This is a genomic window from Streptomyces sp. NPDC042364 (genome assembly GCF_056437585.1).
Genome location: NZ_JBWKAJ010000023.1, coordinates 54077 through 77187, shown reverse-complemented (window position 1 = coordinate 77187; position 23111 = coordinate 54077). Strand labels below are relative to the sequence as shown.

Sequence of the window (23111 nt, the reverse complement as noted above, 5' to 3'; positions counted from 1 at the left end):
TCCGTTGCATACGGCCCTCATTCTCCCCCGCCCGGCCCGCGGGGACGCGCACCGGGCGGCCGTTGTGGCACACGTCCCGTGGGGGCGACGACTCGGGTCGGCGAACGACGGGACACCGACGTGACGCAGGAGCACCACCGGCCGCCCGCCGCCGTGATGTCGGACGCCCTGGGCGCCGACTTCGCGCCGGGAGTCCCTCCTGCCTCATGCCGGTGTGGCGGGTTGGACGTCCGTCCGGGTCGGGGCGTCGTCGCGCGTTCGTGCTCCGTCCGCTGCGTCGGGGGCGATGTCAGTGGTGGCAGGCAGGATGACGGGCATGACAACACCAGCAGCTGTGATCATGGATGCCGCCGCTTACGCGCAGGCGGTCGAGGACGCGGTGAAGGCGTCGGCCGCCTACTACGGGGGTGGGACGTCGGCATTGGACGATGACGCCTACGACCGGCTGGTACGAGGCATTGCCGCGTGGGAGGCCGACCATCCTGATCAGGTGCTGCCCGACTCTCCGACGGGGAAGGTCGCCGGCGGCGCCGTGGAGGGCGACGTCCCGCACACGGTGGCGATGCTGAGCCTGGACAACGTGTTCTCGCCGGAGGAGTTCACCGCCTGGACCGCGTCCCTGGCCCGGCGCATCGGCCACGAGGTCGAGCGGTACAGCGTCGAGCCGAAGCTGGACGGGCTCGCGGTCGCCGCCCGTTACGCCGGCGGTCGCCTCAGACAGCTGATCACACGCGGGGACGGAACGGCCGGGGAGGACGTCTCGCACGCGATCGGCACCATAGAGGGCCTGCCGGACCGACTCGCCGAGCCGGTCACCGTGGAGGTCCGCGGCGAAGTCCTGATGACGACCGCTCAGTTCGAGCACGCCAACGAGGTGCGCACCGCGCACGGCGGGCAGCCGTTCGCCAATCCGCGCGGCGCCGCGGCGGGCACCCTGCGCGCCAAGGAGCGCTCCTACACGGTGCCGATGACGTTCTTCGGGTACGGCCTGCTGCCCCTGCCCGACACCGAGACGGCCCTCGCCGCGCGGCTGGGCGACGTCGCGCACAGCGACCTCATGGTTCAGGCCGCCGAGTACGGGATCAACACCACCGCCACCACCGCGGTACCCGGCATCACCGCCGACACCGTCGAGCGGGTGCTGGCTCGCGTACAGGAGATCGCCGCCCTGCGGGCCGAGCTACCGTTCGGGATCGACGGGATCGTCATCAAGGCCGACCTGGCCGCCGACCAGCAGACCGCAGGATCGGGTTCGCGGGCTCCGCGGTGGGCGATCGCCTACAAGCTGCCGGCCGTCGAGAAGATCACCCGGCTGCTGGAGGTGGAGTGGAACGTGGGCCGTACCGGCATCGTCGCCCCGCGTGCCGTCCTGGAACCGGTCGAGATCGACGGCGCCACCATCACGTACGCCACCCTCCACAACCCGGCCGACATCACCCGCCGTGACCTGCGTCTGGGCGACCACGTCATGGTGCATCGGGCCGGCGACGTCATCCCCCGCGTCGAAGCCCCCGTCGCCCACCTGCGCACCGGCGACGAACAGCCCATCCCCTTCCCCCAGGCGTGTCCGCGCTGTGGGGCGGGCATCGACACCAGCGAGCAGCGCTGGCGCTGTGAGAACGGTCGCAACTGCCACCTGGTGGCCGCGCTGTCCTACGCGGCCGGCCGCGACCAGCTCGACATCGAGGGCCTCGGCCACACCCGTGTCGTCCAGCTCGTCGACGCCGGCCTCGTCGCCGATCTCGCGGACCTGTTCACCCTGACCCGCGAGCAGCTGATGGGCCTGGAGCGCATGGGCGCGACCAGCACCGACAACCTCCTCGCCGCCATCGCCGCGGCAAAGGGCCAGCCCCTGTCGCGGGTACTGTGCGCGCTCGGCATCCGCGGCACCGGCCGCTCCATGTCCCGCCGTATCGCCCGGCACTTCGCCACCATGGACAACATCCGCGCGGCGGACGGCGAATCGATGCAGCAGGTCAAGGGCATCGGCACCGAGAAGGCCCCTTCGATCGTCGCCGAACTCGCCGAACTCGCCCCGCTCATCGACAAACTCGCCGCCGCCGGGGTCAACATGACGGAACCCGGCGCCACACCACCCGCCTCGTCCGACGGCAGCACCGGCGAACGCGACGAGAACGCCGAGCGTGCGGGCGGACCGCTGGCCGGGATGACCGTGGTCGTCACCGGCGCGATGACCGGCCCCCTGGAGAAGCTCAGCCGCAACCAGATGAACGAACTCATCGAACAAGCCGGCGGCCGCTCGTCCTCCGGCGTCTCCAAGAAGACCACCCTCGTCGTCGCCGGAGACGGCGCGGGGTCCAAGCGAGCCAAGGCCGAGGATCTCGGTATCCGCCTGGCCACCCCGGACGAATTCGCCGCCCTGGTCGCCGACTACCTCTCCTTCGACTAGTCCTTCAGAAGTGTTCGCCGGCTCACACCCGCCGCCCTGGACGAGGTTCAGCGGCGGCCGCCGAACTCCCAGTCGTGGACCTCGATGTCGGCGTACCGGTCCGCGGTCAGGACGGCGCGTGCGGCGTCCGGGTCCGGGGCCGTGAGCAGCACGGCCGTGCCCAGCCAGGTCGCGCCGTCGTCGGACAGCAGCGGACCGTATGCGATCAGCGCGTCGCGGTCGGGTGGCACGGTGAGGTCGGCGGGCCGGCCCGAGCCGAGGCCGAGCACCAGGTATCGGTTGCCGCCGGTCCGGCCGCCGGGGAAGTCCCACATGGTGCGCCCCAGCAGGTTGCGCCACCGGCGCAGCAGGACGTCCCGGTAGGCGCCCGCCTGGTAGTTGGGTTCCTCGAAGGCGAACGCGCGGGCGGCGGCCGGGTCCGGCAGGTCGACGATGTGGACGCTGCCGGTGGGCGTTTCGCCGTCCTCGGCGAAGGTCGGGCCGCGGGCGATCAGCTCCTCCGCGTACCGGTCCATGTAGGACCAGTGCGCCTCCACCAGTTCCTCGCGCAGGGGGAGGGAGCCGGGCCGGTCACGGTGGTAGCAGAGGAACTCCATGGGCACAGACCCTGCCCGACATCCGGCGCCGGCTCAACCGACTTTCCTCGCGGCCCGGTGCGTCGCGGGCCGGAGGTGTGTGGAGTACCCCTTCGGGTTCACGCCGGTCGGCACGGACTTGTGGCCGGAACCGGGCCGGGACAGCCCGCAGGGCCGGACCGCACGGTGGCCCCGCCCTTCAGAGCTCCGAACAGAAGTGGAGCCCGGCTCGCGACGCCTGGCAACGCACGCACGCCGCGTTGCCGAAAGCCCCTGGTAGCCCCGCTACAAGGAGCTTCCGGCGCCTTGCGATCGCACGCACCAGACGCCGCGAGCCGATCGGACTCCACTTTTGTTCGGAGCTCTCAGAACTGCCCGCCCGGGTTCCGCGGGGGCAGCCGGTCGGCGACGTACTCGGTGAGGTCGAGGAGGCGGTTGGTGTAGCCCCATTCGTTGTCGTACCAGCCGAAGACCTTGACCAGGTCGCCGTGCGCCTGCGTCAGCGGGGCGTCCAGGACGCACGAGGCCGGGTCGCCCACGATGTCACGGGACACGATCGGTGCCTCGGACAGCCGGAGAACGCCCTTCAGCGGGCCGTCGGCGGCCTCCCGGAAGGCGGCGTTGACCTCCTCCGCGGTCACCGGCCGGTCGAGGACCAGGCTCAGGTCGGTGAGGGAGCCGTCCTCGACGGGGACGCGTACGGCGATGCCGTCGAGGGTGCCGGCCAGCTCCGGCAGCACGAGGCCGACCGCGCGGGCCGCGCCGGTCGAGGTGGGGATGATGTTGACGGCGGCGCTGCGGCCACGGCGGAGGTCCTTGTGGGGGCCGTCGAGGACGACCTGGTCGTTGGTGTAGCCGTGGATGGTGGTCATCAGGCCCTTGACGATCCCGAAGTGCTCGTCGAGGACCTTCACCATGGGGGCGACGCAGTTGGTGGTGCAGGACGCGTTGGAGACCACGTCGTGCCGCTCGGGGTCGTAGGTCCCCTCGTTGACGCCCATGACCACGGTGGCGTCGACGTCCTTGCCCGGCACGGACAGCAGCACCTTGCGCGCCCCGGCCGCCAGATGCCGGCCGGCCTGCTCGCGGGTGCGGAAGCGGCCGGTCGACTCGATGACCACGTCCACTCCGAGGTCGCCCCAGCCCAGGGCCGCCGGGTCGCGCTCGGCGGTGACGGCGATGCGGTGCCCGTCCACGGTGATCGAGTCGTCGTCGTGCTCGACCGGCCGGCCGAGGCGGCCGTACGTCGAGTCGTACGCCAGCAGATGGGCCAGCGCGGCCGGCGAGGTGACGTCGTTGACGGCCACGACCTCGACCGGCGTGCCGGTGCCGTTCTCCGCGCGTTCCAGCACGCAGCGCAGGTAGTTGCGTCCGATGCGGCCGAAGCCGTTGATGCCGACGCGCACGCTCATGTCCGTCGTCCTCCCGATAGGTGCCTCATCTGTCAGCCGCCAGCCTGGCGGCCCGGCGCGCGACGGGGCTTGGGCCGGACGGGGGCGAGCCGGGGGACCTTCGGCCCGCGGCTCGCCCGGACGTCAGCCGTCCTGCTTGAGCCGGTCCTGGGCCTGGGTCGCGATGACGGCGGCCTGGACCCGCCGCTCCACACCGAGCTTCGCGAGCAGCCGGGAGATGTGGTTCTTGACCGTCTTCTCGGCGAGGTAGAGCCGCTGACCGATCTGGCGGTTGGTCAGCCCCTCACCGATCAGGGCCAGGATCTCCCGCTCCCGTTCGGTCAGGCCCGGCAGGGCGTCGGGCTCGGGCTCCGGCTCCTGTCCCTGCCGCACCCGCGCCATCAGCCGGGCGGTGGCGCTGGGGTCGAGCAGGGACTGGCCGGCGGCCACCGTGCGCACGGCGGACACCAGGTCGGAGCCCTGGATCTGCTTCAGGACATACCCGGACGCGCCCGCCATGATCGAGTCCAGCAGGGCTTCCTCGTCGTCGAACGAGGTCAGCATCAGACAGGCCAGTTCCGGCATGTTCGAGCGCAGTTCGCGGCAGACGGTCACTCCGTCCCCGTCCGGCAGACGCACGTCCAGCACCGCCACCTGGGGGCGCAGGGCGGGCACCCGGATCAGGGCCTGCTCGGCGCTGGCGGCCTCACCGACCACGGTGATGTCCGGTTCGTCGTTCAGCAGGTCGTGCACTCCGCGCCGTACCACCTCGTGGTCGTCCAGCAGGAAGACCCGGATCGGGTTGTCGGGTCCGGGCCGCTCGCCGTCCGCCATCAAATGCTCCTCGTTGCTCTGCGTCGATTCCACGCCGGACTCCCCTCATGGGTCGACCGGCCACTGTCTACCGCAGATCCTCCGTGATCTCGGGCCGAAGGGCCAGGGTCTGTGGACCCTACCCCGTCCGCCGGGGCCGGTCGGCCCCACTCACAAGGACGTCCAGCACCTGCCGCCGTGTTCCGGCCTGGCCGACCATGGAACGGCAAAGCGTCGACAGAGCTCAGGAGCATTCCATGAAGGCAGCAGTGGTCAAGACGTTCGGCCGGCCCCTGGTGATCGAGGAGCGGCCCGACCCGGAGCCCGGCCCCGGCCAGGTCCGTATCCGTGTCGAGGCGTCCGGTCTGTGCCACACCGACATCCACGCCGCGCACGGCGACTGGCCGGTCAAGCCGACCCTTCCGTTCGTACCCGGCCACGAGGGCGTCGGGATCGTCGAGGCGCTCGGCGACGGGGTGACCCACCTGGAGGTCGGGCAGCGGGTGGCCGTGCCCTGGCTGGGCTGGGCCTGCGGGCGGTGCGAGCACTGCCTGTCCGGCTGGGAGACGCTGTGCGAGCAGCAGCGGAACACCGGCTACGGCGTGGACGGCGGCTACGCGGAGAAGATGCTCGCCTCGGCGGACTTCGCCGCGCCCGTGCCCGAAGGCATCGATCCGCGTGACGCGGCGCCGCTGACCTGCGCCGGTGTCACCACGTACAAGGCGCTCAAGGTCGCCGACGTACGTCCCACCCAGCTGGTGGCGGTCTCCGGGATCGGCGGTCTCGGTCACCTCGCCGTGCAGTACGCGAAGATCGCCGGAGCGACCGTCGCCGCGATCGACGTCACCGACGACAAGCTCGACCTCGCCCGTGAGCTGGGGGCCGACATCGTGATCGACGCCCGCAAGGAGGACCCGGCCGAGGTGCTCAAGGAGCACGGGGGCGCCCACGCGGCGATCGCGCTGGCCGTCAACGAGGAGGCCTTCGCCTCGGTGTACGGCGGTCTGCGGCGCGGCGGCAAGCTCGTCATGGTCGCCCTGCCCGCCGGCGGCACCATCCGGGTGCCGATCTTCGACACCGTCCTCAACGGCACGTCCGTGATCGGTTCGATCGTGGGTACCCGCCAGGACCTGGACGAGGTGTTCCGGCTCCACGCCGCCGGACGCACGAAGGTGATCTACGAGACCCGTTCGCTGGAGACGGTCAACGACTCGATCGCCGAGGTACTCGACGGTCGGGTCAAGGCGCGCATCGTCTTCGAGATGTGACCCCGCCGCATCGATGCACACCCTCACCGGAAGCCGGACAAAGGAGCACCGCACCATGGTCCGTTACGTGTACGAGTTCGCCGAGGGCGGCCGGGACATGGCCGGCCTCCTCGGCGGCAAGGGCGCCAACCTGGCCGAGATGACCCGGATGGGCCTGCCCGTGCCGCCCGGCTTCACCGTCACCACCGAGGCCTGCCGGGCCTTCCTGGCCACCGGCTCCGAGCCGGACGGTCTGGCCCGCGAGATCTCCGAGCACCTGACCGCCCTGGAACGGGCGGCGGGGCGCCGGCTGGGCGAGCCCGCCGACCCCCTGCTGCTGTCCGTCCGCTCCGGGGCCCGTTTCTCCATGCCCGGCATGATGGAGACGATCCTCGACGTCGGTCTGAACGACGAGTCCGTGCTGGGCCTGGCCAAGGTGTCGGGGAACGAGCGTTTCGCCTGGGACTCCTACCGCCGCCTCGTACAGATGTTCGGAAGCACGGTCATGGGCGTCGACGGGGCACTGTTCGAGGAGCTCATGACCCGGCTCAAGGAGAGCCGCGGCGTCGCCGACGATCTGGGGCTGGACGCCGCCGACCTGGCCGAGCTGGTCGAGGCGTACAAGGAGCTGATCCGCGAGCGGACCGGGGAGTACTTCCCGCAGTCGCCCGCCGAGCAGCTGCGCCGGGCGGTCCTCGCGGTCTTCGAGTCCTGGAACGGCGAGCGCGCCCGGATCTACCGCCGCCGCGAGCACATCCCCGACGACCTGGGCACGGCCGTCAACGTGCAGACCATGGTCTTCGGCAACCTCGGGGCCGATTCCGGCAGCGGTGTCGCCTTCACCCGTGACCCGGCCACCGGCCGGCCCGGCCTGTACGGCGACTACCTGCCCAACGCGCAGGGCGAGGACGTCGTCGCCGGCATCCGCAACACCGTCCCGCTCGACGAGCTGGGCCGCATCGACCCCGAGGCGTTCGCCCGGCTGACCGATCTCATGCGCACCCTGGAGACCCACTACCGGGACCTGTGCGACATCGAGTTCACCATCGAGCGCGGCAGGCTGTGGATGCTCCAGACCCGGGTCGGCAAGCGGACCGCGGAGGCGGCCTTCGCCATCGCGGGTCAGCTGGTCGAGGAGGGTCTGATCAGCGAGGACGAGGCACTGGCGCGGGTCAGCGGGGAGGGCCTGGCACGGCTGATGTTCCCCCGCTTCGACACCTCGGCCGTCGGCGAGGCTCTCGCCCACGGCATCCCGGCCTCGCCGGGCGCCGCCGTGGGCGCGGCCGTCTTCGACTCCGCCGAGGCGGTGCGGCGCGCCGCCGCCGGGGAGAAGGTCGTCCTCGTACGGCAGGAGACGACCCCCGACGACCTGCCCGGCATGGTCGCCGCCCAGGCCGTGCTGACCAGCCGCGGCGGCAAGACCAGCCACGCGGCCGTGGTCGCGCGCGGCATGGGCAAGGTCTGTGTCTGCGGCGCCGAGGAGATCACGGTGGACCCGCGGGAGCGCCGCTTCACCGTGGGCGGCACCACCGTCGAGGAGGGCACCGTCATCTCCGTCGACGGCACCGTGGGCGCCGTGTACCCGGGAGCGGCTCCGCTGGTCGACTCCGCGGTGATGCGGTACTTCGAGAGCGACGGGCGGGACGGGGAGGCCACGGGGCTGGTGGCCGCCGTGGCCCGGGCCATGCAACAGGCCGACGGCGTACGGCGGCTGGGGGTGCGGGCGAACGCCGACACACCCGAGGACGCCGCTCGGGCCCGCCGGTTCGGTGCCGAGGGCATCGGGCTGTGCCGTACGGAGCACATGTTCCTCGGCGACCGCAGGCAACTGGTCGAGGCGATGATCCTCGCCGCCACGGACTCCGAACGCGAACGGGCACTGGACGCGCTGCTGCCGCTGCAACGGGAGGACTTCGTCGGCATCCTGGAGGCGATGGACGGGCTGCCCGTGACCATCCGGCTCCTCGACCCTCCGCTCCACGAGTTCCTGCCCGACCGCACGGAACTCGCCGTCCGTCTGGCGGCCGCCGAGGCGACGGGCACCCCGCCCAGCGCGCACGACGCGGAGCTGCTGGACGCGGTGAACCGCATGCACGAGGAGAACCCGATGCTCGGCCTGCGCGGCGTACGCCTGGGCCTGGTGGCGCCGGGGCTGGTCGCGATGCAGGTGCGGGCGATCGCCGAGGCGGTGGTGGAACGCAAGCGGGCGGGCGGCGACCCACGGGCGGAGATCATGGTGCCGCTCGTCGACACCGTCGAGGAACTGCGGATCGTGCGCGAGGAGGTCGAGCAGGTCCTGGCGGAGGTCGCCGAGCGGTCGGGCGTCCCCGTGTCCTGCCCGGTCGGCACGATGATCGAGCTGCCGAGGGCCGCGCTCACCGCGGGCAGGATCGCCGAGGAGGCGCGGTTCTTCTCCTTCGGCACCAACGACCTGACCCAGACCACCTGGGGCTTCTCCCGGGACGACGTCGAGGCGGCGTTCTTCTCCGCCTACCTCGACAAGGGCATCTTCAAGGTGTCCCCGTTCGAGACGATCGACCGCGAGGGCGTGGGCCGGCTGGTCGAGATCGCCGTGGCGGAGGGCCGCGCGGTGCGCCCCGACCTGAAGATCGGCGTCTGCGGCGAGCACGGCGGCGACCCGGAGTCCGTGCACTACTTCCACGCCGCCGGCCTCGACTACGTCTCCTGCTCCCCCTTCCGCGTCCCGATCGCCCGCCTCGAGGCCGGGCGGGCCGCGCTGTCGGGGACGGACAGCGGCGACACCCGGTGAGAAAGGAGTTGGCGTCATGACGCGCATCGTCGGTGAGGTGATGACCCGCGAGGTCGTCGAAGCGCGCCGGGACACCTCGTTCAAGGAGGTGGCCCGGCTGCTGGACCGGTACCGCATCAGTGGTCTGCCCGTGGTGGACAACGACGACAAGGTCGTGGGAGTGATCTCCCAGACCGATCTGATCCGCCGGCAGGCCGCGGGGGCCGCTCATGACGCCCGGCGGCTCCGCGGGCCCGCGCCGCGGCGGTCCGCCCCGCAGGCGGTCACGGCCGAGGCCGTGACCGCCGGGGAACTGATGACGTCGCCCGCCGTCACGGTGCACCCCGAACAGCGCGTCGCGGACGCCGCGCGCGTCATGGAACGGCACCGCGTCGACCGGCTCCCCGTGGTCGACGAGGAGGACCGGCTGATCGGCATCGCCACCCGGCGGGACCTGCTGCGGGTCTTCCTGCGCACCGACGAGGAGATCCGCCGGGACGTGACCGACGAGGTCCTGACCCGTGCCCTGTGCCTGCCGCCCGGGACCGTCACCGCATCGGTGCGGGAGGGCATGGTCAGGCTGGAGGGCAGGGTGGAACGCCGCAGTGACATCCCCGTCGCCGTCCGGCTGACATGGCGGGTGGACGGGGTGGTCGGGGTCGTGAGCGAGCTGACGTTCCGGGTCGACGACACCGGTCCCCTCGAACCGCGCCCCGTGGCCGCCCGCCGGGCCCGGTGATCCTCGCCGGGACACACGACGAGCGCGCCGGCCGAGTTCCCACTCGGCCGGCGCGCTCGTCATGGTCACAGGGCCCGCAGGCCGTGCTCCCGGAACTGTTCGCGAACCCGCTCCGTCAGTTCCGCGTCCGGGGTGGGTGTGTCGCGCAGGGGGAAGGGGATGCCGAGCGCCTCGTACTTGTGGGCGCCGAGCTTGTGGAAGGGCAGGACGTCCACCCGGTCGACGTTGCCCAGCCCGGCCAGGAACGCGCCCAGCCCGTCGACGGCCACCGGGTCGTCGGTCCAGCCGGGCACGAGGACGTAGCGGATCCACACGGGGACACCGAGCCGGTCGAGGCGGGTGGCGAAGTTCAGGGTCGGGGAGAGCTCCCCGCCCGTCAGCGTCCGGTAGGCGCGGACGTCGAAGGACTTGATGTCCAGCAGGACGAGGTCGGTGTCGGCGAGCAGGTCGTCGGTGGCCCGGGCGCCGAGGAAGCCGGAGGTGTCGAGTGCGGTGTGCAGGCCGAGTTCCTTGCAGCGGCGGAAGACGCCGGCCGTGAACGCGGGCTGCAGCAGGGCCTCTCCGCCGGTGAGTGTCACTCCCCCGCCCGCGGTGGTGATGAAGGGCCGGTACTTCTCGATCTCGGCCATCACCTCGTCGACGGTGGCCGGCCTGCCGTCGCGCATGTGCCAGGTGTCCGGGTTGGCGCAGTAGAGGCAGCGCAGCGGGCAGCCGCTGAGAAACAGGACGAACCGGGTCCCGGGCCCGTCCACTCCCGTGGAAAGGTCCCAGGAGTGGACGCGGCCCGTCACCGGCCGGGCGGTGGTGCTCACAGCGATCCGTGGAAGGTGCGGCTGATCACGTCGAGCTGCTGCTCGCGGGTCAGGCGGACGAAGTTGACGGCGTATCCGGAGACCCGGACGGTCAGCTCCGGGTACTTCTCCGGGTGCTCCATGGCGTCCTCCAGCGTCGCCCGGTCCAGCACGTTGACGTTCATGTGGAAGCCGCCGGAGGCCGTGTAGGCGTCGAGGATGCCGACCAGGTGGCCCGGACGCTCGGCCGGGTCGTGGCCGAGTCCCTCGGGCGTGATCGTCGTCGTCAGCGAGATGCCGTCCCGGGCCTGTTCGTACGGGAGCTTGGCCACGGAGAGGGCCGAGGCGGCCACCCCGTGCAGGTCCCGTCCGTTCATCGGGTTGGCACCCGGCGCGAAGGGGGCTCCGGCCCGGCGGCCGTCGGGGGTGTTGCCGGTGTGCTTGCCGTACACCACGTTCGAGGTGATGGTCAGCACCGACTGGGTGTGCTCGGCGTCCCGGTAGGTGGGGTGGCGCCGCACCTTCGCCATGAACGACTCCACCAGCTCGACGGCGATGCGGTCGGCACGGTCGTCGTTGTTGCCGTACGCGGGGAACTCACCCTCGGTGCGGAAGTCGACGGCAAGGCCCGTCGCGTCCCGGAAGACCTTCACCCGGGCGTGCTTGACGGCCGACAGACTGTCCACGGCGACGGACAGGCCCGCGATGCCGCACGCCATGAACCGGTGCACCGGGTGGTCGTGCAGGGCCATCTCGATGCGCTCGTAGGCGTACTTGTCGTGCATGTAGTGGATGACGTTGAGCGCGTTGACGTAGGTGGCCGCCAGCCAGTCCAGCATGCGGTCGTACGCCGCCGACAGTTCCTCGTAGTCCAGGTACTCGCCGGTCAGGGCGGGCATCGCGGGTGCGATCTGGTCGCCGGTCATCTCGTCCCGGCCGCCGTTGACCGCGTACAGCAGCGCCTTGGCCAGGTTGACCCGCGCCCCGAAGAACTGCATCTGCCGGCCCACCGCCATCGCGGAGACGCAGCAGGCGATCGCCGTGTCGTCACCGGTGCGCGGGCGCAGCAGGTCGTCGGACTCGTACTGGATGGCGCTGGTGTCGATGGAGACCTGCGCGCAGAACCGCTTGAACCCCTCGGGCAGCCGCGGCGACCACAGGACGGTCAGGTTGGGCTCGGGGGCCGGGCCGAGGTTGTACAGGGTCTGCAGGAAGCGGAACGACGTGCGGGTGACCAGCGGGCGCCCGTCGGCACCGATGCCGCCGATGGATTCCGTCACCCAGGTCGGGTCGCCGGAGAACAGGGCGTCGTACTCGGGGGTGCGCAGGAACCGTACGATCCGCAGCTTGATCACGAAGTCGTCGATCAGCTCCTGGGCGCGGGTCTCGTCGATCGTGCCCGCCTCCAGGTCCCGCTGGAGGTAGACGTCGAGGAAGGTGGAGGTGCGGCCCAGCGACATCGCGGCGCCGTTCTGCTCCTTCACCGCGGCCAGGAAGCCGAGGTACAGCCACTGGACCGCCTCGTGCGCGGTGGCGGCGGGACGGGTGACGTCGCAGCCGTAGGAGGCGGCCATCTGCGCGAGCTCACCCAGCGCCCGCACCTGCTCGGCCAGTTCCTCGCGGTCGCGGATGACGTCCGGGGTGGACGGCCGCGCGTCCAGCAGGGCCCGCTCGGCGCGCTTGGCCTCGATCAGCCGGTCGGTGCCGTACAGCGCGACGCGCCGGTAGTCGCCGATGATCCGGCCGCGGCCGTAGGCGTCGGGCAGGCCGGTGATGATGCCCGCCTTGCGGGCGGCGCGCATCTCGGGGGTGTAGGCGTCGAAGACTCCGTCGTTGTGGGTCTTGCGGTACGTCCCGAAGACACGCTTCACGAAGGGGTCGGCCTGGTAGCCGTACGCCTTGAGGCCGCTCTCGACCATCCGCAGGCCGCCGTTGGGCATGATGGCCCGACGCAGCGGGGCGTCGGTCTGGAGGCCGACGATCAGCTCCCGGTCCCGGTCGATGAAGCCCGGCCGGTGCGAGGTGATGGTGGAGGGAAGGCCCGGGTCGACGTCGAGGATGCCGAGGCGCCGTTCCTCGGGGAACAGCCGTGCGACCTTGTTCCACACGGCGAGCGTGCGCTCGGTCGGTCCGGTGAGGAACGCCGCGTCGCCCTCGTAGGGCGTGTAGTTGGCCTGGATGAAGTCACGTACGTCGACCTGGTCGCGCCAGTGGGTGCCGGCGAAGCCGCGCCATGCCTCGGTCGTCGCACCGGGTCCAGCTGTCACCGTTGCCGTCATCGCCGGTCTCTCCCTCGCTCCGTGCGCAGAATCTCTGCACTTCGATGCTCGTCGCCCGCGACGCCCGGGGGGAGGGTCTGTCGGCGTAACCGGGCCTCGCCATCGGTCCCTCCCTGGTGGGGGCCGATGGGCCCTGTCGCCGTGCGGGTGGGCCGCACCCCACCCGGTGGGGGGTGAGACGAACGACCGGGGGCGCCCCCGCAACTCGGCGGAGGCGCCCCCGGTCTGACGATCGCTCAGCCCTCACTCACCGGCCTCAGAGGAGCCAGCGGCGGCGGCTGACGAAGGGCAGCCGGGCCCATGCCCTGCCGAGGCCCCAGGTGGCGCCGGCTCCGGCGGCCGCCAGGGCGACGAGGACGACGGCGTAGACGAGGTGGTAGTCGGCGAAGGGGTTGGTCGACATGCTCGCCGACCCGTCGGACAGGTGCTTCGCCGGTGGCCATTCCGCGACCCACATCAGGGCCATCATCAGGGTGCCGGCGACCGCGGCGAGCCGCAGTCCGATGCCCGCGACCAGGGCGAGCCCGATGCCGAGCAGGCCCAGCATGAACAGCCAGTCCGCCCAGGCGGCTCCGGCCCAGTCGTGGAAGGTGGACTCCATGGGCCCGACGGCGACGTGGCTGAGGAATCCCTTGGTGGGTGAGCCGCCGTCGATCCAGCCGGCGCCGGACGGGGTCGCGTAGCCGAAGCCGAACGTCTTGTCGAGGAACGCCCACAGGAAGACGAACCCCGTCAGGATGCGGAGCCCGGCGAACACCCGCGCGCGGGTCGTCTCGGCCGCGGCGGTCGTCTCGGCGACGGACGCGGGGGCCGTCCCGGTGCGGCGCAGGGACGGGAAGCGGAACGCCGTGTGACGGTGGGGGTGGTTGTGCACTGCCATGATGCTCATCCCTTTCGAGGGGTATGACGCGCGGTTGGTGTGGACGTCTCTCGTTGCGTCTTCAATGTCCCGCGTCGTCGGCGCCCCGCCGGAGAGGCTGCAAGGACCTGGACCGCGGGCCGAACGTCCCTGCTTCCAGGCCCTGTTGGAGGTCGGACGTCCCGGGCGGCGGCCCGGGGGCCGGGACCGCGGCGGGCACACGGGCCCGGCGGGCTTCGATGGCTCAGCCGACGGTCAGGTCAGGGCGCACGAGCGTCCCCGACCTGCCGTGGACGATCTCGTACGCCGCGTCGAGGGCGCCGATGGCGGCCAGCCCCCCGGTGCGTTCGACGAACCTCGCGGCGGCCTCCGCCTTCGGCCCCATGGAGCCGGCGGAGAAGCCACCGCGACGCAGTTCCCCGGGGGTGGCGTCGAGCAGGGGACGCGGGTCGCGGGTGCCATAGCCGGTGAAGACACAGGGGACGTCGGTGAGGATGAGCAGGAAGTCGGCTCGGAGGTCCTCGGCGAGCCGGGCTGCCGTCAGGTCCTTGTCGACGATGGCGTCGACACCGGTCAGCGCGCCGGTGTCCTTGTCGGCGGTGACGGGGACTCCGCCGCCGCCGGCGCAGACGACCAGCGCTCCGCCGCTGAGGAGTTCGTGGAGGGTGTCGGCCTCCACGATGCGCTCCGGCGACGGCGACGGGACCACACGGCGCCAGCCCCGGCCGTCGTCGGCGAAGTGCCAGCCGTGCTCGCGGGCCAGGAACCCGGCGGTGGCACGGGAGTACGGCCGTCCCACGAACTTGGTGGGACGGCCGAAGGCGGGGTCGTCGGCGCGTACGAGGGTGTGCGTGACCAGCGTGGCGATCCGGTGTCCCGGCAGTGCGTCGTGCAGTGCGCGAAACAGCAGCGAGCCGATCATCCCCTGGGTCTGGGCGCCGAGCAGGTCCAGCGGATAGGGGGCGCTCAGCGCGGGGTCGGCGGTGCTCTCCTCGGTGAGCAGTCCGATCTGCGGCCCGTTGCCGTGGGTGACGACGATCTCGTGTTCCAGGGCGAGCCCGGCGACAGCGGTGGCCACCCGGTCGATGTTCGTCGTCTGGACGTCCGCGTCGGGGAGTTCGCCCCGGTGCAGAGTCGCGTTGCCGCCGAGTGCGATGACGATGCGCATGTCTGTGGATCCTCCGCCCGGCCTGGGTTCGTTCAGTCGTGCGCGACGACGGCGACGGGCGCGGCGGCGTGATGCAGCACCGCGTGCGTGACGGGGCCGATGTGCGCGCCGATCGGGCTGCGGCGCTTGCGGCGGCCGACGACGACCAGCGATGCCTCGCGGGAGGCGTCGATGACGTGGCCGGCCGGGCTGCCCGGTCGGGACACCTCGACGACGTCGACGTCGGGGTGCTTGTGCCGCCAGGGGCGGAGCACCTCGGAGAGCGCCGCGGCCTCCTGCCGGCCCAGTTCGGCGTTGAGTTCGAGATCGACGGGGAGTCCGTAGGCGAAGTAAGGGGGCAGGCTCCAGCCGTGCACGACGTTCAGCGCGGTGCGGCGGCGGGCGGCTTCCTCGAAGGCGAACCCGACCACCGCCTCGTCGGGGCGCGTGATGTCGAGACCGAGCACCACGGGCCGGTAGGCGGTGGCTGCGGAGGGGATGCCCACCGGGTCGGGCTCGTGCTCGTCGGCTGCCTGCTCTCCGGCCCGTACCAGCACCACCGGGGTGTCGGTGTGCGCGATCACGGCCATGCCGACGGAGCCGACGAGGAATCCCCCGATGCCGCTCAGCCCGCGGGACCCGAGAACCAGCAGCTCGGCGTCCTCGGCGACGCGCGGCAGGACGTCCATCGGCCGGCCGGGGATCTGCTCCCTGTCCACGCGCACGCCAGGGTGACGCAGGCGGAGTCCCTCCGCCGTCTCGCGCGGAATGCGTTCGCTCCAGTGCTGCTGCGTTTCGGCGCCGAGCAGCGGGGCCTGCGCCATGGGCTCGGGGACGGGCTCCCAGACGTGCACCAGCCGCAGCGGCAGTTCGCGCAGCTTCGCCTCCCGGGCCGCCCACTCTGCGGCCGCACGGCTCTCGGGCGAGCCGTCGAGGCCCACGGTGACGTTGCGGGACATGCTGTCCACCTCCTGTGTCGGATTCCGGTTCCAGGGTGGTGGCCGGGGCGGGGCCCGGTGCAGAGACCGCTGGTCCCCCGGTCCTGGGCCGATGGTCCTGCGCGCCGTCAGGCCGTCGAACGAGTGACCAACGGCCCCATGACGGCGTCGTCGGCGCCGGGGAAGCTGGGGGTGCTCCGTTCCCGACGGGCGGGCGAGCACGAGGAGTTGTGTGATGGCGAAGGCATATCTGGTGGGCAGCGGGATCGCGGCGCTCGCCGCTGCGGCGTTCCTGATCCGCGACGGCGGTTTCGACGGATCGGACATCCACCTGTTCGAGGAGCAGCGGCGGATCGGCGGCGGTCTGGACGCGGACGGCTCGGCGGACACCGGCTACTCCCTGCGCGGGGGGCTGATGTTCGAAGCCGAGTACCGGTGCACCTACGACCTGCTCTCCGGCATCCCCTCGCTCGACGACCCCGCGGTGTCGGTGACGCAGGAGATCCTCACCGAGCACGAGCGGTCCGCCTGGGACGATCTCGCACGGCTCGTCGACGCGGACGGCGGGATCGTCGACACCCGCTCGACGGGCTTCTCCGAGCGCGACCGCCTCGACCTGGCCCGCTGCCTCGCGACCCCCGAGACGCACCTGGACGGCAAGCGGATCAGCGACTGCTTCGGTGAGCACTTCTTCACCACGAACTTCTGGTTCCTGTGGTGCACCACGTTCGCCCTGCAGCCCTGGCACAGCGCCATCGAGTTCCGCCGCCACCTCAAGCGCTTCGTCCACCTGCTCCCGGAGTTCTCGACCCTGTCGGGCGCCCACCGCACCCGCTACAACCAGTACGACTCCGTCGTACGGCCCCTGACGGCCTGGCTGCTCGAACACGGGGTGACCGTCCACACCGGGTGCCGGGTGGTCGATCTCGCGTTCGCGCCGGGGCACCGGGACATCACGGTCGCGGCCATCTCCCTCTCCCGGCACGGACGGGACGAGAAGATCGCCGTGGCCCCCGACGACCTGGTCCTCGTGACCAACGGCTCCATGGCCGACTCCTTCAGCGTCGGCTCGCACACCGCCCCGCCGCCCCCGCCGCACCCCCGCTCGGACGCCTGGCTGCTCTGGCACCGGCTGGCCCGGGGGCGTGACGACTTCGGCAACCCGGACGCGTTCGACAAGCGCGTCAAGGAGTCCCGTGTGGAGTCGTTCACCGTCACCACCGAGGACCCCGGGGTCTTCCTGGACGCGCTGGAGAAGGTCGGCGGCCACGGGACCGGCCACGGCGGGCCTATGACGTTCACCGGCTCCGACTGGCTGCTCACGCTCGTCGCGGACCGCCGGCCGGTCCACCCCGACCAGCCCGAGGGCGTCGGCGTGTGGTGGGGTTACGCCCTGCACCCCGGCCGGGCCGGCAACCGGACGCCGAAGCCGATGACGATGTGCTCCGGCCGGGAGATCCTCGAAGAGGTGCTGCACCACCTGCGCCTCGACGAGGCCGTGGCGGACCGCGTCCTGGCGACCTCGACGGTCGTGCCCTGTCTGATGCCGTACGCCACCAGCCAGTTCCTGGCCCGCCGGCGCGACGACCGGCCGGAGGTGGTGCCCAAGGGGTCGGTCAACCTCGCGTTCATCGGGCAGTTCGCCGAGGTGCCGGCCGACGCGACCTTCACCGTCGAGTACTCCGTACGCACCGCGTGGACCGCCGTGGCGCGGCTCCTCGACCTCGACAGGCAGCCGCCCGCCGTCTACAAGGGCCACCACGACCCGCATGTACTGGTCGCCGCGCTGGAGACCATGCACCGGCGGTGACCCGGAGCGCCGTCACCGCCCCGGACGGCTCCCCGCGGACCGGCGGGCCGCGCGGGCCCGGCCGATCGCCGCGGCGAGGAACAGCGCCGTCAGCAGGACGGGCACGGCGACGGCCGCTCCCTCCCCGGGGTGTCCGGGGCGGGCGGCCGCCAGCAGGACAGCGGAGGCCGCCGCCGTGCCCAGGCCGAGCCCGAGGACGGTGGCGAAACGGTTCCGGGCGCGGTACATCCGCACCCGGTGCGTCGGGCCGGGGCGCGAGCCGGCCCAGTCGAAGGCGGTCTGCGTGACCTCGTGCCGGCGCCGTAGGGCCGCGCGGATCCGGAGGGCGGCGGTGAGGGCGGCGCCCGCAGCCGCCAGGGCAGCGGGCGGCCACCACGGGTCGGCCACGAGGAGCAGGACGGCGACACCCGCCGCCGTCGTCCAGCCGCTCAGACAGGCCGCCGCCGCACCGCGTACGGAGTCCGGCCGGTCGGCCCCCGCGCGCACCGTCGCGAGGGCCGGCAGGTACCAGACGCAGCCGGAGGCGGTCACCAGAGCCGCGCCCAGGGCCAGGACGGGGTGCGCCACGGTTCAGGCCGCCCTGTCGATCGCGGCGATCTCCGGGTGGTGCAGGTCGAACGCCGGGGACTCGGAGCGGATCCGCGGCAGCGAGGTGAAGTTGTGGCGCGGCGGCGGGCAGGAGGTCGCCCACTCCAGGGAGCGGCCGTAGCCCCAGGGGTCGTCGACGTCGACCTTCCTGCCGTACTTGGCGGTCTTCCAGACGTTGTAGAAGAACGGCAGGATCGACAGGCCCAGCAGGAACGAGCCGATCGTGGACAGGGAGTTGAGGGCGGTGAAGCCGTCCGCGGCGAGGTAGTCGGCGTAGCGGCGGGGCATGCCCTCGGCGCCCAGCCAGTGCTGGACGAGGAAGGTCAGGTGGAAGCCGAGGGTGAGCGTCCAGAACGTGATCTTGCCGAGGCGTTCGTCGAGCATCCTGCCGGTGAACTTGGGCCACCAGAAGTGGAATCCGGCGAACATCGCGTACACGACCGTGCCGAAGACGGTGTAGTGGAAGTGGGCCACCACGAAGTACGAGTCGGACAGGTGGAAGTCCATCGGCGGTGACGCGAGGATCACGCCGGTCAGGCCGCCGAAGACGAAGGTGATGAGGAAGCCGGTGGTCCACAGCATCGGCGTCTCGAAGGAGAGGCTGCCCTTCCACATCGTGCCGATCCAGTTGAAGAACTTGACCCCGGTCGGCACGGCGATCAGGAACGTCATGAAGGAGAAGAAGGGCAGCAGCACTCCGCCCGTCACGTACATGTGGTGCGCCCAGACGGTGACGCTCAGGCCGGCGATGGCGATGGTGGCGCCGATCAGCCCCATGTAGCCGAACATCGGTTTGCGGGAGAAGACCGGGATGACCTCGGAGACGATGCCGAAGAACGGCAGCGCGAGGATGTACACCTCCGGGTGGCCGAAGAACCAGAACAGGTGCTGCCAGAGCAGCGCGCCGCCGTTGGCCGCGTCGAAGACGTGGCTGCCGAACTTGCGGTCGCACTCCAGCGCGAACAGCGCCGCCGCCAGCACCGGGAACACCAGCAGGATCAGCAGCGCGGTCAGCAGCACGTTCCAGGTGAAGATCGGCATGCGGAACATGGTCATGCCCGGTGCGCGCATACAGATGATCGTGGTGATGAAGTTGACCGCACCGAGGATGGAGCCGAAACCGGAGAGCGCCACGCCCATGATCCACATGTCGGCGCCGAGTCCCGGTGAGTGGACGGCGTCGGACAGCGGGGCGTAGAGGAACCAGCCGAAGTCGGCGGCGCCGCCCGGCGTCAGGAAGCCGAACGCGGCGATCGACGAGCCGAACAGGAACAGCCAGTAGGCGAGCATGTTCAGCCGGGGGAAGGCGACGTCCGGCGCGCCTATCTGCAACGGCATGATCCAGTTCGCGAAGCCGGTGAACAGCGGCATGGCGAACATCAGCAGCATGATCGAGCCGTGCATGGTGAACGCCTGGTTGAACTGCTCACTCGACATGATCTGCAGACCGGGGCGGGCGAGTTCGGCCCGCATCATCAGCGCCATCACACCGCCGACGACGAAGAACGCGAACGCGGTGACCAGGTACATCGTCCCGATCTTCTTGTGATCCGTGGTCGTCAGACAGTCGACCCACGTCGACCGGCCTGCCGCCGGGACGACCACCGCCCCGGCCTCCTCACGGACCGCGGGGCGCGATCGCGCCCCTGCCGCGTGCTTGTCCTGGTCCAGCTGCGCCTCGTCCATCGGACGGCGTCCTCCCCATCTGCTCATGTGCTCAAGGGCCGGGAAGCGCGGCGCGTGCGGTGGGCGGCGCGGCGCTTCCCGGCGCCGCCACATGATCGTCGGACCGGCCCCGGGGCCCGATAGGGTCGAACGGTCCCCACGTCGTCCCGCGTATGGGCCGAACGGTCCCTTTCGGCCGTCGTCCGGCCCGAGGCCCGTGTGGCGCGGGCGTGTGGCGCGCAGCGCCGGTCGGACCCGCGAGATGGGCCGTTCGGCCTTTTGCGGGCGGGCCCGTACCGGCGCAGGGTGAGCGGTATGAGGACGCCTGCGCGGATCGCCGTCATCGGGGTCGGGAACGAGTTCCGGCACGACGACGGCGTGGGCTGGGCGCTGGTCGCCCGGCTGCGGGAGCATGCCGAGCAGCGGCCGTTGCCGCCCGGCACCGTACTCGCCACCTGTGACGGCGACCCGGCGCGGCTGATGGGTCTGTGGGAGGGCGCGGCACTCGCGGTGGTCGTCGACGCGGCCCATGCGCACCCGGCGCGCCCAGGGCGGGTGCACCGTCTGGAACTCGGCGCCGGGCTCGGCTCGCGGCCGACGGCCACCAGCTCGCACGGGCTGGGACTCGGCGAGGCCGTGGAACTCGCGCGCACCCTCGACCGGCTGCCCGGGCGTCTCGTCGTCTACGCGGTGGAGGGCGTCGACGGCTCTCTCGGCACCGGCCTGTCCCCCGCCGTCGAGGCCGCCGTGGCACCCCTCACCGAGTCGGTCCGGGACGAGATCGCGCGGTTCGGCGCGACGACGACCGGGCGGCGGCCATGACCGTGCGCCGCTTCCAGGTGGACGGGACCGTCCAAGGGGTCGGGTTCCGGCCCTTCGTGTACCGCACCGCGACCGCGCTCGGTCTGGGTGGCTGGGTGGCCAATGTGAACGGGCACGTGGAGGGCGAGGTCGCGGGTGAACCGGCCCTCATCGAGGAGTTCGCCGCCCGGTTGCGGACCGAGGCGCCGGTGCTCGCCCGGGTGCGCCGCGTCCGGCTGACGCGCGGCACCCGGGAGTCCGTCCTCGCGGACGGCTTCCATGTGTGGCACAGCGCGCCCGCGGGCGCCGTCCGGACACCCCGCGAGATCCCGCCCGACGCGGCGGTCTGCGACGCCTGTCTGCGCGAGCTGCGCGATCCCCGCGACCGGCGCCACCGTTACCCGTTCATCAACTGCACCGACTGCGGGCCGCGCGCCACCATCATCGAGGACCTGCCGTACGACCGGATCCGTACGACGATGCGCCGCTTCCCGATGTGCGCGCGGTGCGCGGCCGAGTACGCCGACCCCGCCGACCGGCGCTTCCACGCCGAGCCCGTCGCCTGCCCCGTCTGCGGTCCCCGACTCGCGTGGGACGGCCTGCGGGGCGAGGCGGCGCTGCGGGCGGCGGTGAAGACCGTCGCCGGGGGCGGGATCGTCGCCCTGAAGGGGCTCGGCGGCTACCAGCTGGTGTGCGACGCGGGCGACGCAGCTGCCGTGGCGGAGCTGCGGCGCCGCAAGCACCGGCCGTCGAAGCCCTTCGCCGTCATGGTGCGCGACGGCGCGGCGGCGGCCCGGCTGGCCCGGGTCTGCGCCACCGAGTACGACGCGCTGACGTCCCCGGCCCGGCCCGTGGTGCTGCTCGACCGGTCCCGGCGGCACGGGGAGAGTCCGCTCGCCGAGGAGGTCCATCCGGGGCTGACCCGCGTCGGCCTGTTCCTGCCCACCACGGGCCTGCACCAGCTGCTCCTGGACGATCTCGACCGTCCGCTCGTGGTCACCAGCGGCAACCTCGGTGACGAGCCCGTCGCCGTCGACGACACCGAGGCCCGGCGGACCCTCGCGGACCTCGCCGACGGGTTCCTCACCCACGACCGGCCGATCCGGGCCCGCTACGACGACTCCGTGGTCCAGTTCGCCGGCCGGGTCCGCGTGACCGTCCGCCGGGCGCGCGGCCTCGCCCCCGCCCCCCTGCCCCTCGACGTGGGGGAGCCGGTCGTGGGCGCCGGCGCCCACCTCAAGCACACCTTCGCGCTCGCCGCCGACGGCCGGGCCCTGCTGGGCCCGCACACCGGCGACCTGGCCGACGCGGCGGCGTACGACGCCTTCCGTACCTCGTACGCCGGTCTCAAGCGGCTCACCGGCATCGAGCCGACGGTCGTCGCGCACGACCTCCACCCCGGTTACCTCTCCACGCGGTGGGCGAGGGAACAGCCGCTGCGCCGGATCCCGGTGCAGCACCATCACGCCCATGTGGCCGCCTGCGCGGCCGAGCACGGTGTGCGGGGCCGTTTCCTCGGGGTGGCCTACGACGGTCTGGGGCTGGGCGAGGACGGCACGCTGTGGGGCGGCGAGATCCTCGTCGCCGACCTGCGCGGCTACCGCCGCGTCGGCAGGTTCGCGACCGCTCCCCTGCCCGGCGGCGACGCGGCGGTACGCCATCCCTCCCGCACCGCTCTCGGCCATCTGCTGGGCGCCGAACGGCTGGGCACCCCTCGCCCCTACCCCTGGCTGACCCGGCCCTTCACCGACCGGCTCGACCCCGCCGAGGTCACCGCCGTGCGTGCGATGGTGGCCCGGGGCGTCAACTGCCCGTCGGCCTCCAGCGCCGGGCGGCTCTTCGACGCGGTGGCCTCCCTGCTGGGCCTCGCCGACGAGGCACGCTACGAGGGCGAGGCGGCCGTGCTGCTGGAGGCGGCGGCCGGAGCCGAGCACGCGGCGCCGCTCGCCCACCGGATCGTGCGCGCCCAGGGCCTGTGGGTGTACGACTCCACGACGACCCTCGCCGACCTGCTCCGGCGCAGACTGGAGGGGGAACCCGTGTCCCGGCTGGCCGCGGCCTTCCATCTGACGCTCGGGATCGTCACCGCCGACCTGGTCGCCAGGGCGGTGGCGGACGGGGCGCCGCACACCGTGTGCCTGGGCGGCGGTTGCTTCGTCAACCAGCGGCTGCTCACCGAGACCCGGCGACGACTGCGCGCCCAGGGCCTGAAGGTCCTGGTCGGCGGCGAAGTGCCGGTCGGGGACGGCGGCATCGCCTTCGGCCAGGCGGCGGTGGCGGCCGCGAGGATCGCGGAGGAGAGGTGAACG

General features: G+C 72.2%; 17 protein-coding genes. 7 read left to right on the top strand and 10 right to left on the bottom strand.

Annotated elements, in window-relative coordinates:
• The first annotated feature begins 316 nt into the window (after nt 1-316).
• Entirely contained in the window at nt 317-2410 is a 2094-nt protein-coding gene (gene ligA / locus AC067N_RS32630; RefSeq protein WP_478682520.1) for an NAD-dependent DNA ligase LigA, read from the top strand.
• Between the two features lie 47 nt (nt 2411-2457).
• Here ligA and AC067N_RS32625 read toward each other — a convergent pair whose 3' ends face one another.
• The 3 genes from AC067N_RS32625 to AC067N_RS32615 form a co-directional block, all read right to left on the bottom strand.
• Nucleotides 2458-3006, bottom strand: coding sequence for a YciI family protein (locus AC067N_RS32625; RefSeq protein WP_478682519.1), 549 nt, complete (start codon nt 3004-3006; stop codon nt 2458-2460).
• Between the two features lie 344 nt (nt 3007-3350).
• On the bottom strand, nt 3351-4397 hold the full coding sequence (gap, locus tag AC067N_RS32620; protein WP_478682518.1) for a type I glyceraldehyde-3-phosphate dehydrogenase: 1047 nt from the start codon (nt 4395-4397) through the stop codon (nt 3351-3353).
• 123 nt (nt 4398-4520) lie between these two features.
• Nucleotides 4521-5210, bottom strand: a complete 690-nt coding sequence (locus AC067N_RS32615; RefSeq protein ID WP_478682554.1) for a response regulator — start codon at nt 5208-5210, stop codon at nt 4521-4523.
• A gap of 236 nt (nt 5211-5446) precedes the next feature.
• Here AC067N_RS32615 and adhP point away from each other — a divergent pair, with 236 nt between their 5' ends.
• The 3 genes from adhP to AC067N_RS32600 are packed head-to-tail and all read left to right on the top strand — an operon-like array spanning nt 5447 to nt 9924.
• Nucleotides 5447-6457 (top strand): alcohol dehydrogenase AdhP, encoded by a 1011-nt coding sequence (gene adhP, locus AC067N_RS32610; RefSeq protein WP_478682517.1) that lies wholly within the window; start codon nt 5447-5449, stop codon nt 6455-6457.
• Nucleotides 6458-6512: 55 nt separating this feature from the next.
• Complete coding sequence (gene ppdK, locus AC067N_RS32605) at nt 6513-9206, top strand: pyruvate, phosphate dikinase (protein ID WP_478682516.1); 2694 nt, start codon at nt 6513-6515, stop codon at nt 9204-9206.
• 16 nt (nt 9207-9222) lie between these two features.
• Nucleotides 9223-9924, top strand: a complete 702-nt coding sequence (locus tag AC067N_RS32600; RefSeq protein ID WP_478682515.1) for a CBS domain-containing protein — start codon at nt 9223-9225, stop codon at nt 9922-9924.
• A 65-nt stretch (nt 9925-9989) separates the two neighbouring features.
• On the opposite strand, the gene pflA is transcribed toward AC067N_RS32600, so the two are convergent.
• The 5 genes from pflA to AC067N_RS32575 all read right to left on the bottom strand — a co-directional run bounded on the left by pflA (nt 9990) and on the right by AC067N_RS32575 (nt 15959).
• Nucleotides 9990-10736: a pyruvate formate-lyase-activating protein gene (gene pflA, locus AC067N_RS32595; protein WP_478682514.1), complete on the bottom strand. Its 747-nt coding sequence runs from the start codon at nt 10734-10736 to the stop codon at nt 9990-9992.
• Nucleotides 10733-12994 (bottom strand): formate C-acetyltransferase, encoded by a 2262-nt coding sequence (pflB, locus tag AC067N_RS32590; RefSeq protein WP_478682513.1) that lies wholly within the window; start codon nt 12992-12994, stop codon nt 10733-10735. The genes pflA and pflB overlap by 4 nt, the downstream gene beginning before the upstream one ends.
• Before the next feature lie 256 nt (nt 12995-13250).
• Nucleotides 13251-13874: a hypothetical protein gene (locus tag AC067N_RS32585; protein ID WP_478682512.1), complete on the bottom strand. Its 624-nt coding sequence runs from the start codon at nt 13872-13874 to the stop codon at nt 13251-13253.
• 223 nt (nt 13875-14097) lie between these two features.
• Nucleotides 14098-15021 carry a carbamate kinase gene (locus tag AC067N_RS32580; protein WP_478682511.1) on the bottom strand — a complete coding sequence of 308 codons (924 nt, stop codon included), beginning with the start codon at nt 15019-15021 and terminating at the stop codon, nt 14098-14100.
• 32 nt (nt 15022-15053) lie between these two features.
• Entirely contained in the window at nt 15054-15959 is a 906-nt protein-coding gene (locus tag AC067N_RS32575) for a universal stress protein (protein WP_478682510.1), read from the bottom strand.
• 214 nt (nt 15960-16173) lie between these two features.
• Between AC067N_RS32575 and AC067N_RS32570 the strand changes: the two genes are divergently transcribed.
• A complete protein-coding gene (locus AC067N_RS32570; RefSeq protein ID WP_478682509.1) occupies nt 16174-17748 on the top strand; it encodes an oleate hydratase in 1575 nt (524 codons plus the stop codon).
• A gap of 12 nt (nt 17749-17760) precedes the next feature.
• On the opposite strand, the gene AC067N_RS32565 is transcribed toward AC067N_RS32570, so the two are convergent.
• Together AC067N_RS32565 and ctaD are read right to left on the bottom strand one after the other, a co-directional pair.
• The gene (locus AC067N_RS32565) at nt 17761-18315 is read right to left on the bottom strand and encodes a hypothetical protein (protein WP_478682508.1); all 555 of its coding nucleotides are present in this window, start codon (nt 18313-18315) and stop codon (nt 17761-17763) included.
• Between the two features lie 3 nt (nt 18316-18318).
• On the bottom strand, nt 18319-20022 hold the full coding sequence (gene ctaD / locus AC067N_RS32560; protein WP_478682507.1) for an aa3-type cytochrome oxidase subunit I: 1704 nt from the start codon (nt 20020-20022) through the stop codon (nt 18319-18321).
• A gap of 294 nt (nt 20023-20316) precedes the next feature.
• On the opposite strand from ctaD, the gene AC067N_RS32555 reads away from it, so the two are divergent.
• Nucleotides 20317-20823 carry a hydrogenase maturation protease gene (locus tag AC067N_RS32555; RefSeq protein ID WP_478682506.1) on the top strand — a complete coding sequence of 169 codons (507 nt, stop codon included), beginning with the start codon at nt 20317-20319 and terminating at the stop codon, nt 20821-20823.
• Nucleotides 20820-23108, top strand: coding sequence for a carbamoyltransferase HypF (gene hypF, locus AC067N_RS32550; protein WP_478682505.1), 2289 nt, complete (start codon nt 20820-20822; stop codon nt 23106-23108). Before AC067N_RS32555 ends, hypF begins: the two co-directional genes overlap by 4 nt.
• The last annotated feature ends 3 nt before the right edge of the window (nt 23109-23111 follow it).

Coding starts and splice junctions, on each gene's coding strand:
- ligA (WP_478682520.1), top strand. CDS start 317: ATGACAACACCAGCAGCTGTGATCATGGATGCCGCCGCTTACGCGCAG.
- AC067N_RS32625 (WP_478682519.1), bottom strand. CDS start 3,006: ATGGAGTTCCTCTGCTACCACCGTGACCGGCCCGGCTCCCTCCCCCTG.
- gap (WP_478682518.1), bottom strand. CDS start 4,397: ATGAGCGTGCGCGTCGGCATCAACGGCTTCGGCCGCATCGGACGCAAC.
- AC067N_RS32615 (WP_478682554.1), bottom strand. CDS start 5,210: ATGGCGGACGGCGAGCGGCCCGGACCCGACAACCCGATCCGGGTCTTC.
- adhP (WP_478682517.1), top strand. CDS start 5,447: ATGAAGGCAGCAGTGGTCAAGACGTTCGGCCGGCCCCTGGTGATCGAG.
- ppdK (WP_478682516.1), top strand. CDS start 6,513: ATGGTCCGTTACGTGTACGAGTTCGCCGAGGGCGGCCGGGACATGGCC.
- AC067N_RS32600 (WP_478682515.1), top strand. CDS start 9,223: ATGACGCGCATCGTCGGTGAGGTGATGACCCGCGAGGTCGTCGAAGCG.
- pflB (WP_478682513.1), bottom strand. CDS start 12,994: ATGACGGCAACGGTGACAGCTGGACCCGGTGCGACGACCGAGGCATGG.
- AC067N_RS32585 (WP_478682512.1), bottom strand. CDS start 13,874: ATGGCAGTGCACAACCACCCCCACCGTCACACGGCGTTCCGCTTCCCG.
- AC067N_RS32580 (WP_478682511.1), bottom strand. CDS start 15,021: ATGCGCATCGTCATCGCACTCGGCGGCAACGCGACTCTGCACCGGGGC.
- AC067N_RS32575 (WP_478682510.1), bottom strand. CDS start 15,959: ATGTCCCGCAACGTCACCGTGGGCCTCGACGGCTCGCCCGAGAGCCGT.
- AC067N_RS32570 (WP_478682509.1), top strand. CDS start 16,174: ATGGCGAAGGCATATCTGGTGGGCAGCGGGATCGCGGCGCTCGCCGCT.
- ctaD (WP_478682507.1), bottom strand. CDS start 20,022: ATGGACGAGGCGCAGCTGGACCAGGACAAGCACGCGGCAGGGGCGCGA.
- AC067N_RS32555 (WP_478682506.1), top strand. CDS start 20,317: ATGAGGACGCCTGCGCGGATCGCCGTCATCGGGGTCGGGAACGAGTTC.
- hypF (WP_478682505.1), top strand. CDS start 20,820: ATGACCGTGCGCCGCTTCCAGGTGGACGGGACCGTCCAAGGGGTCGGG.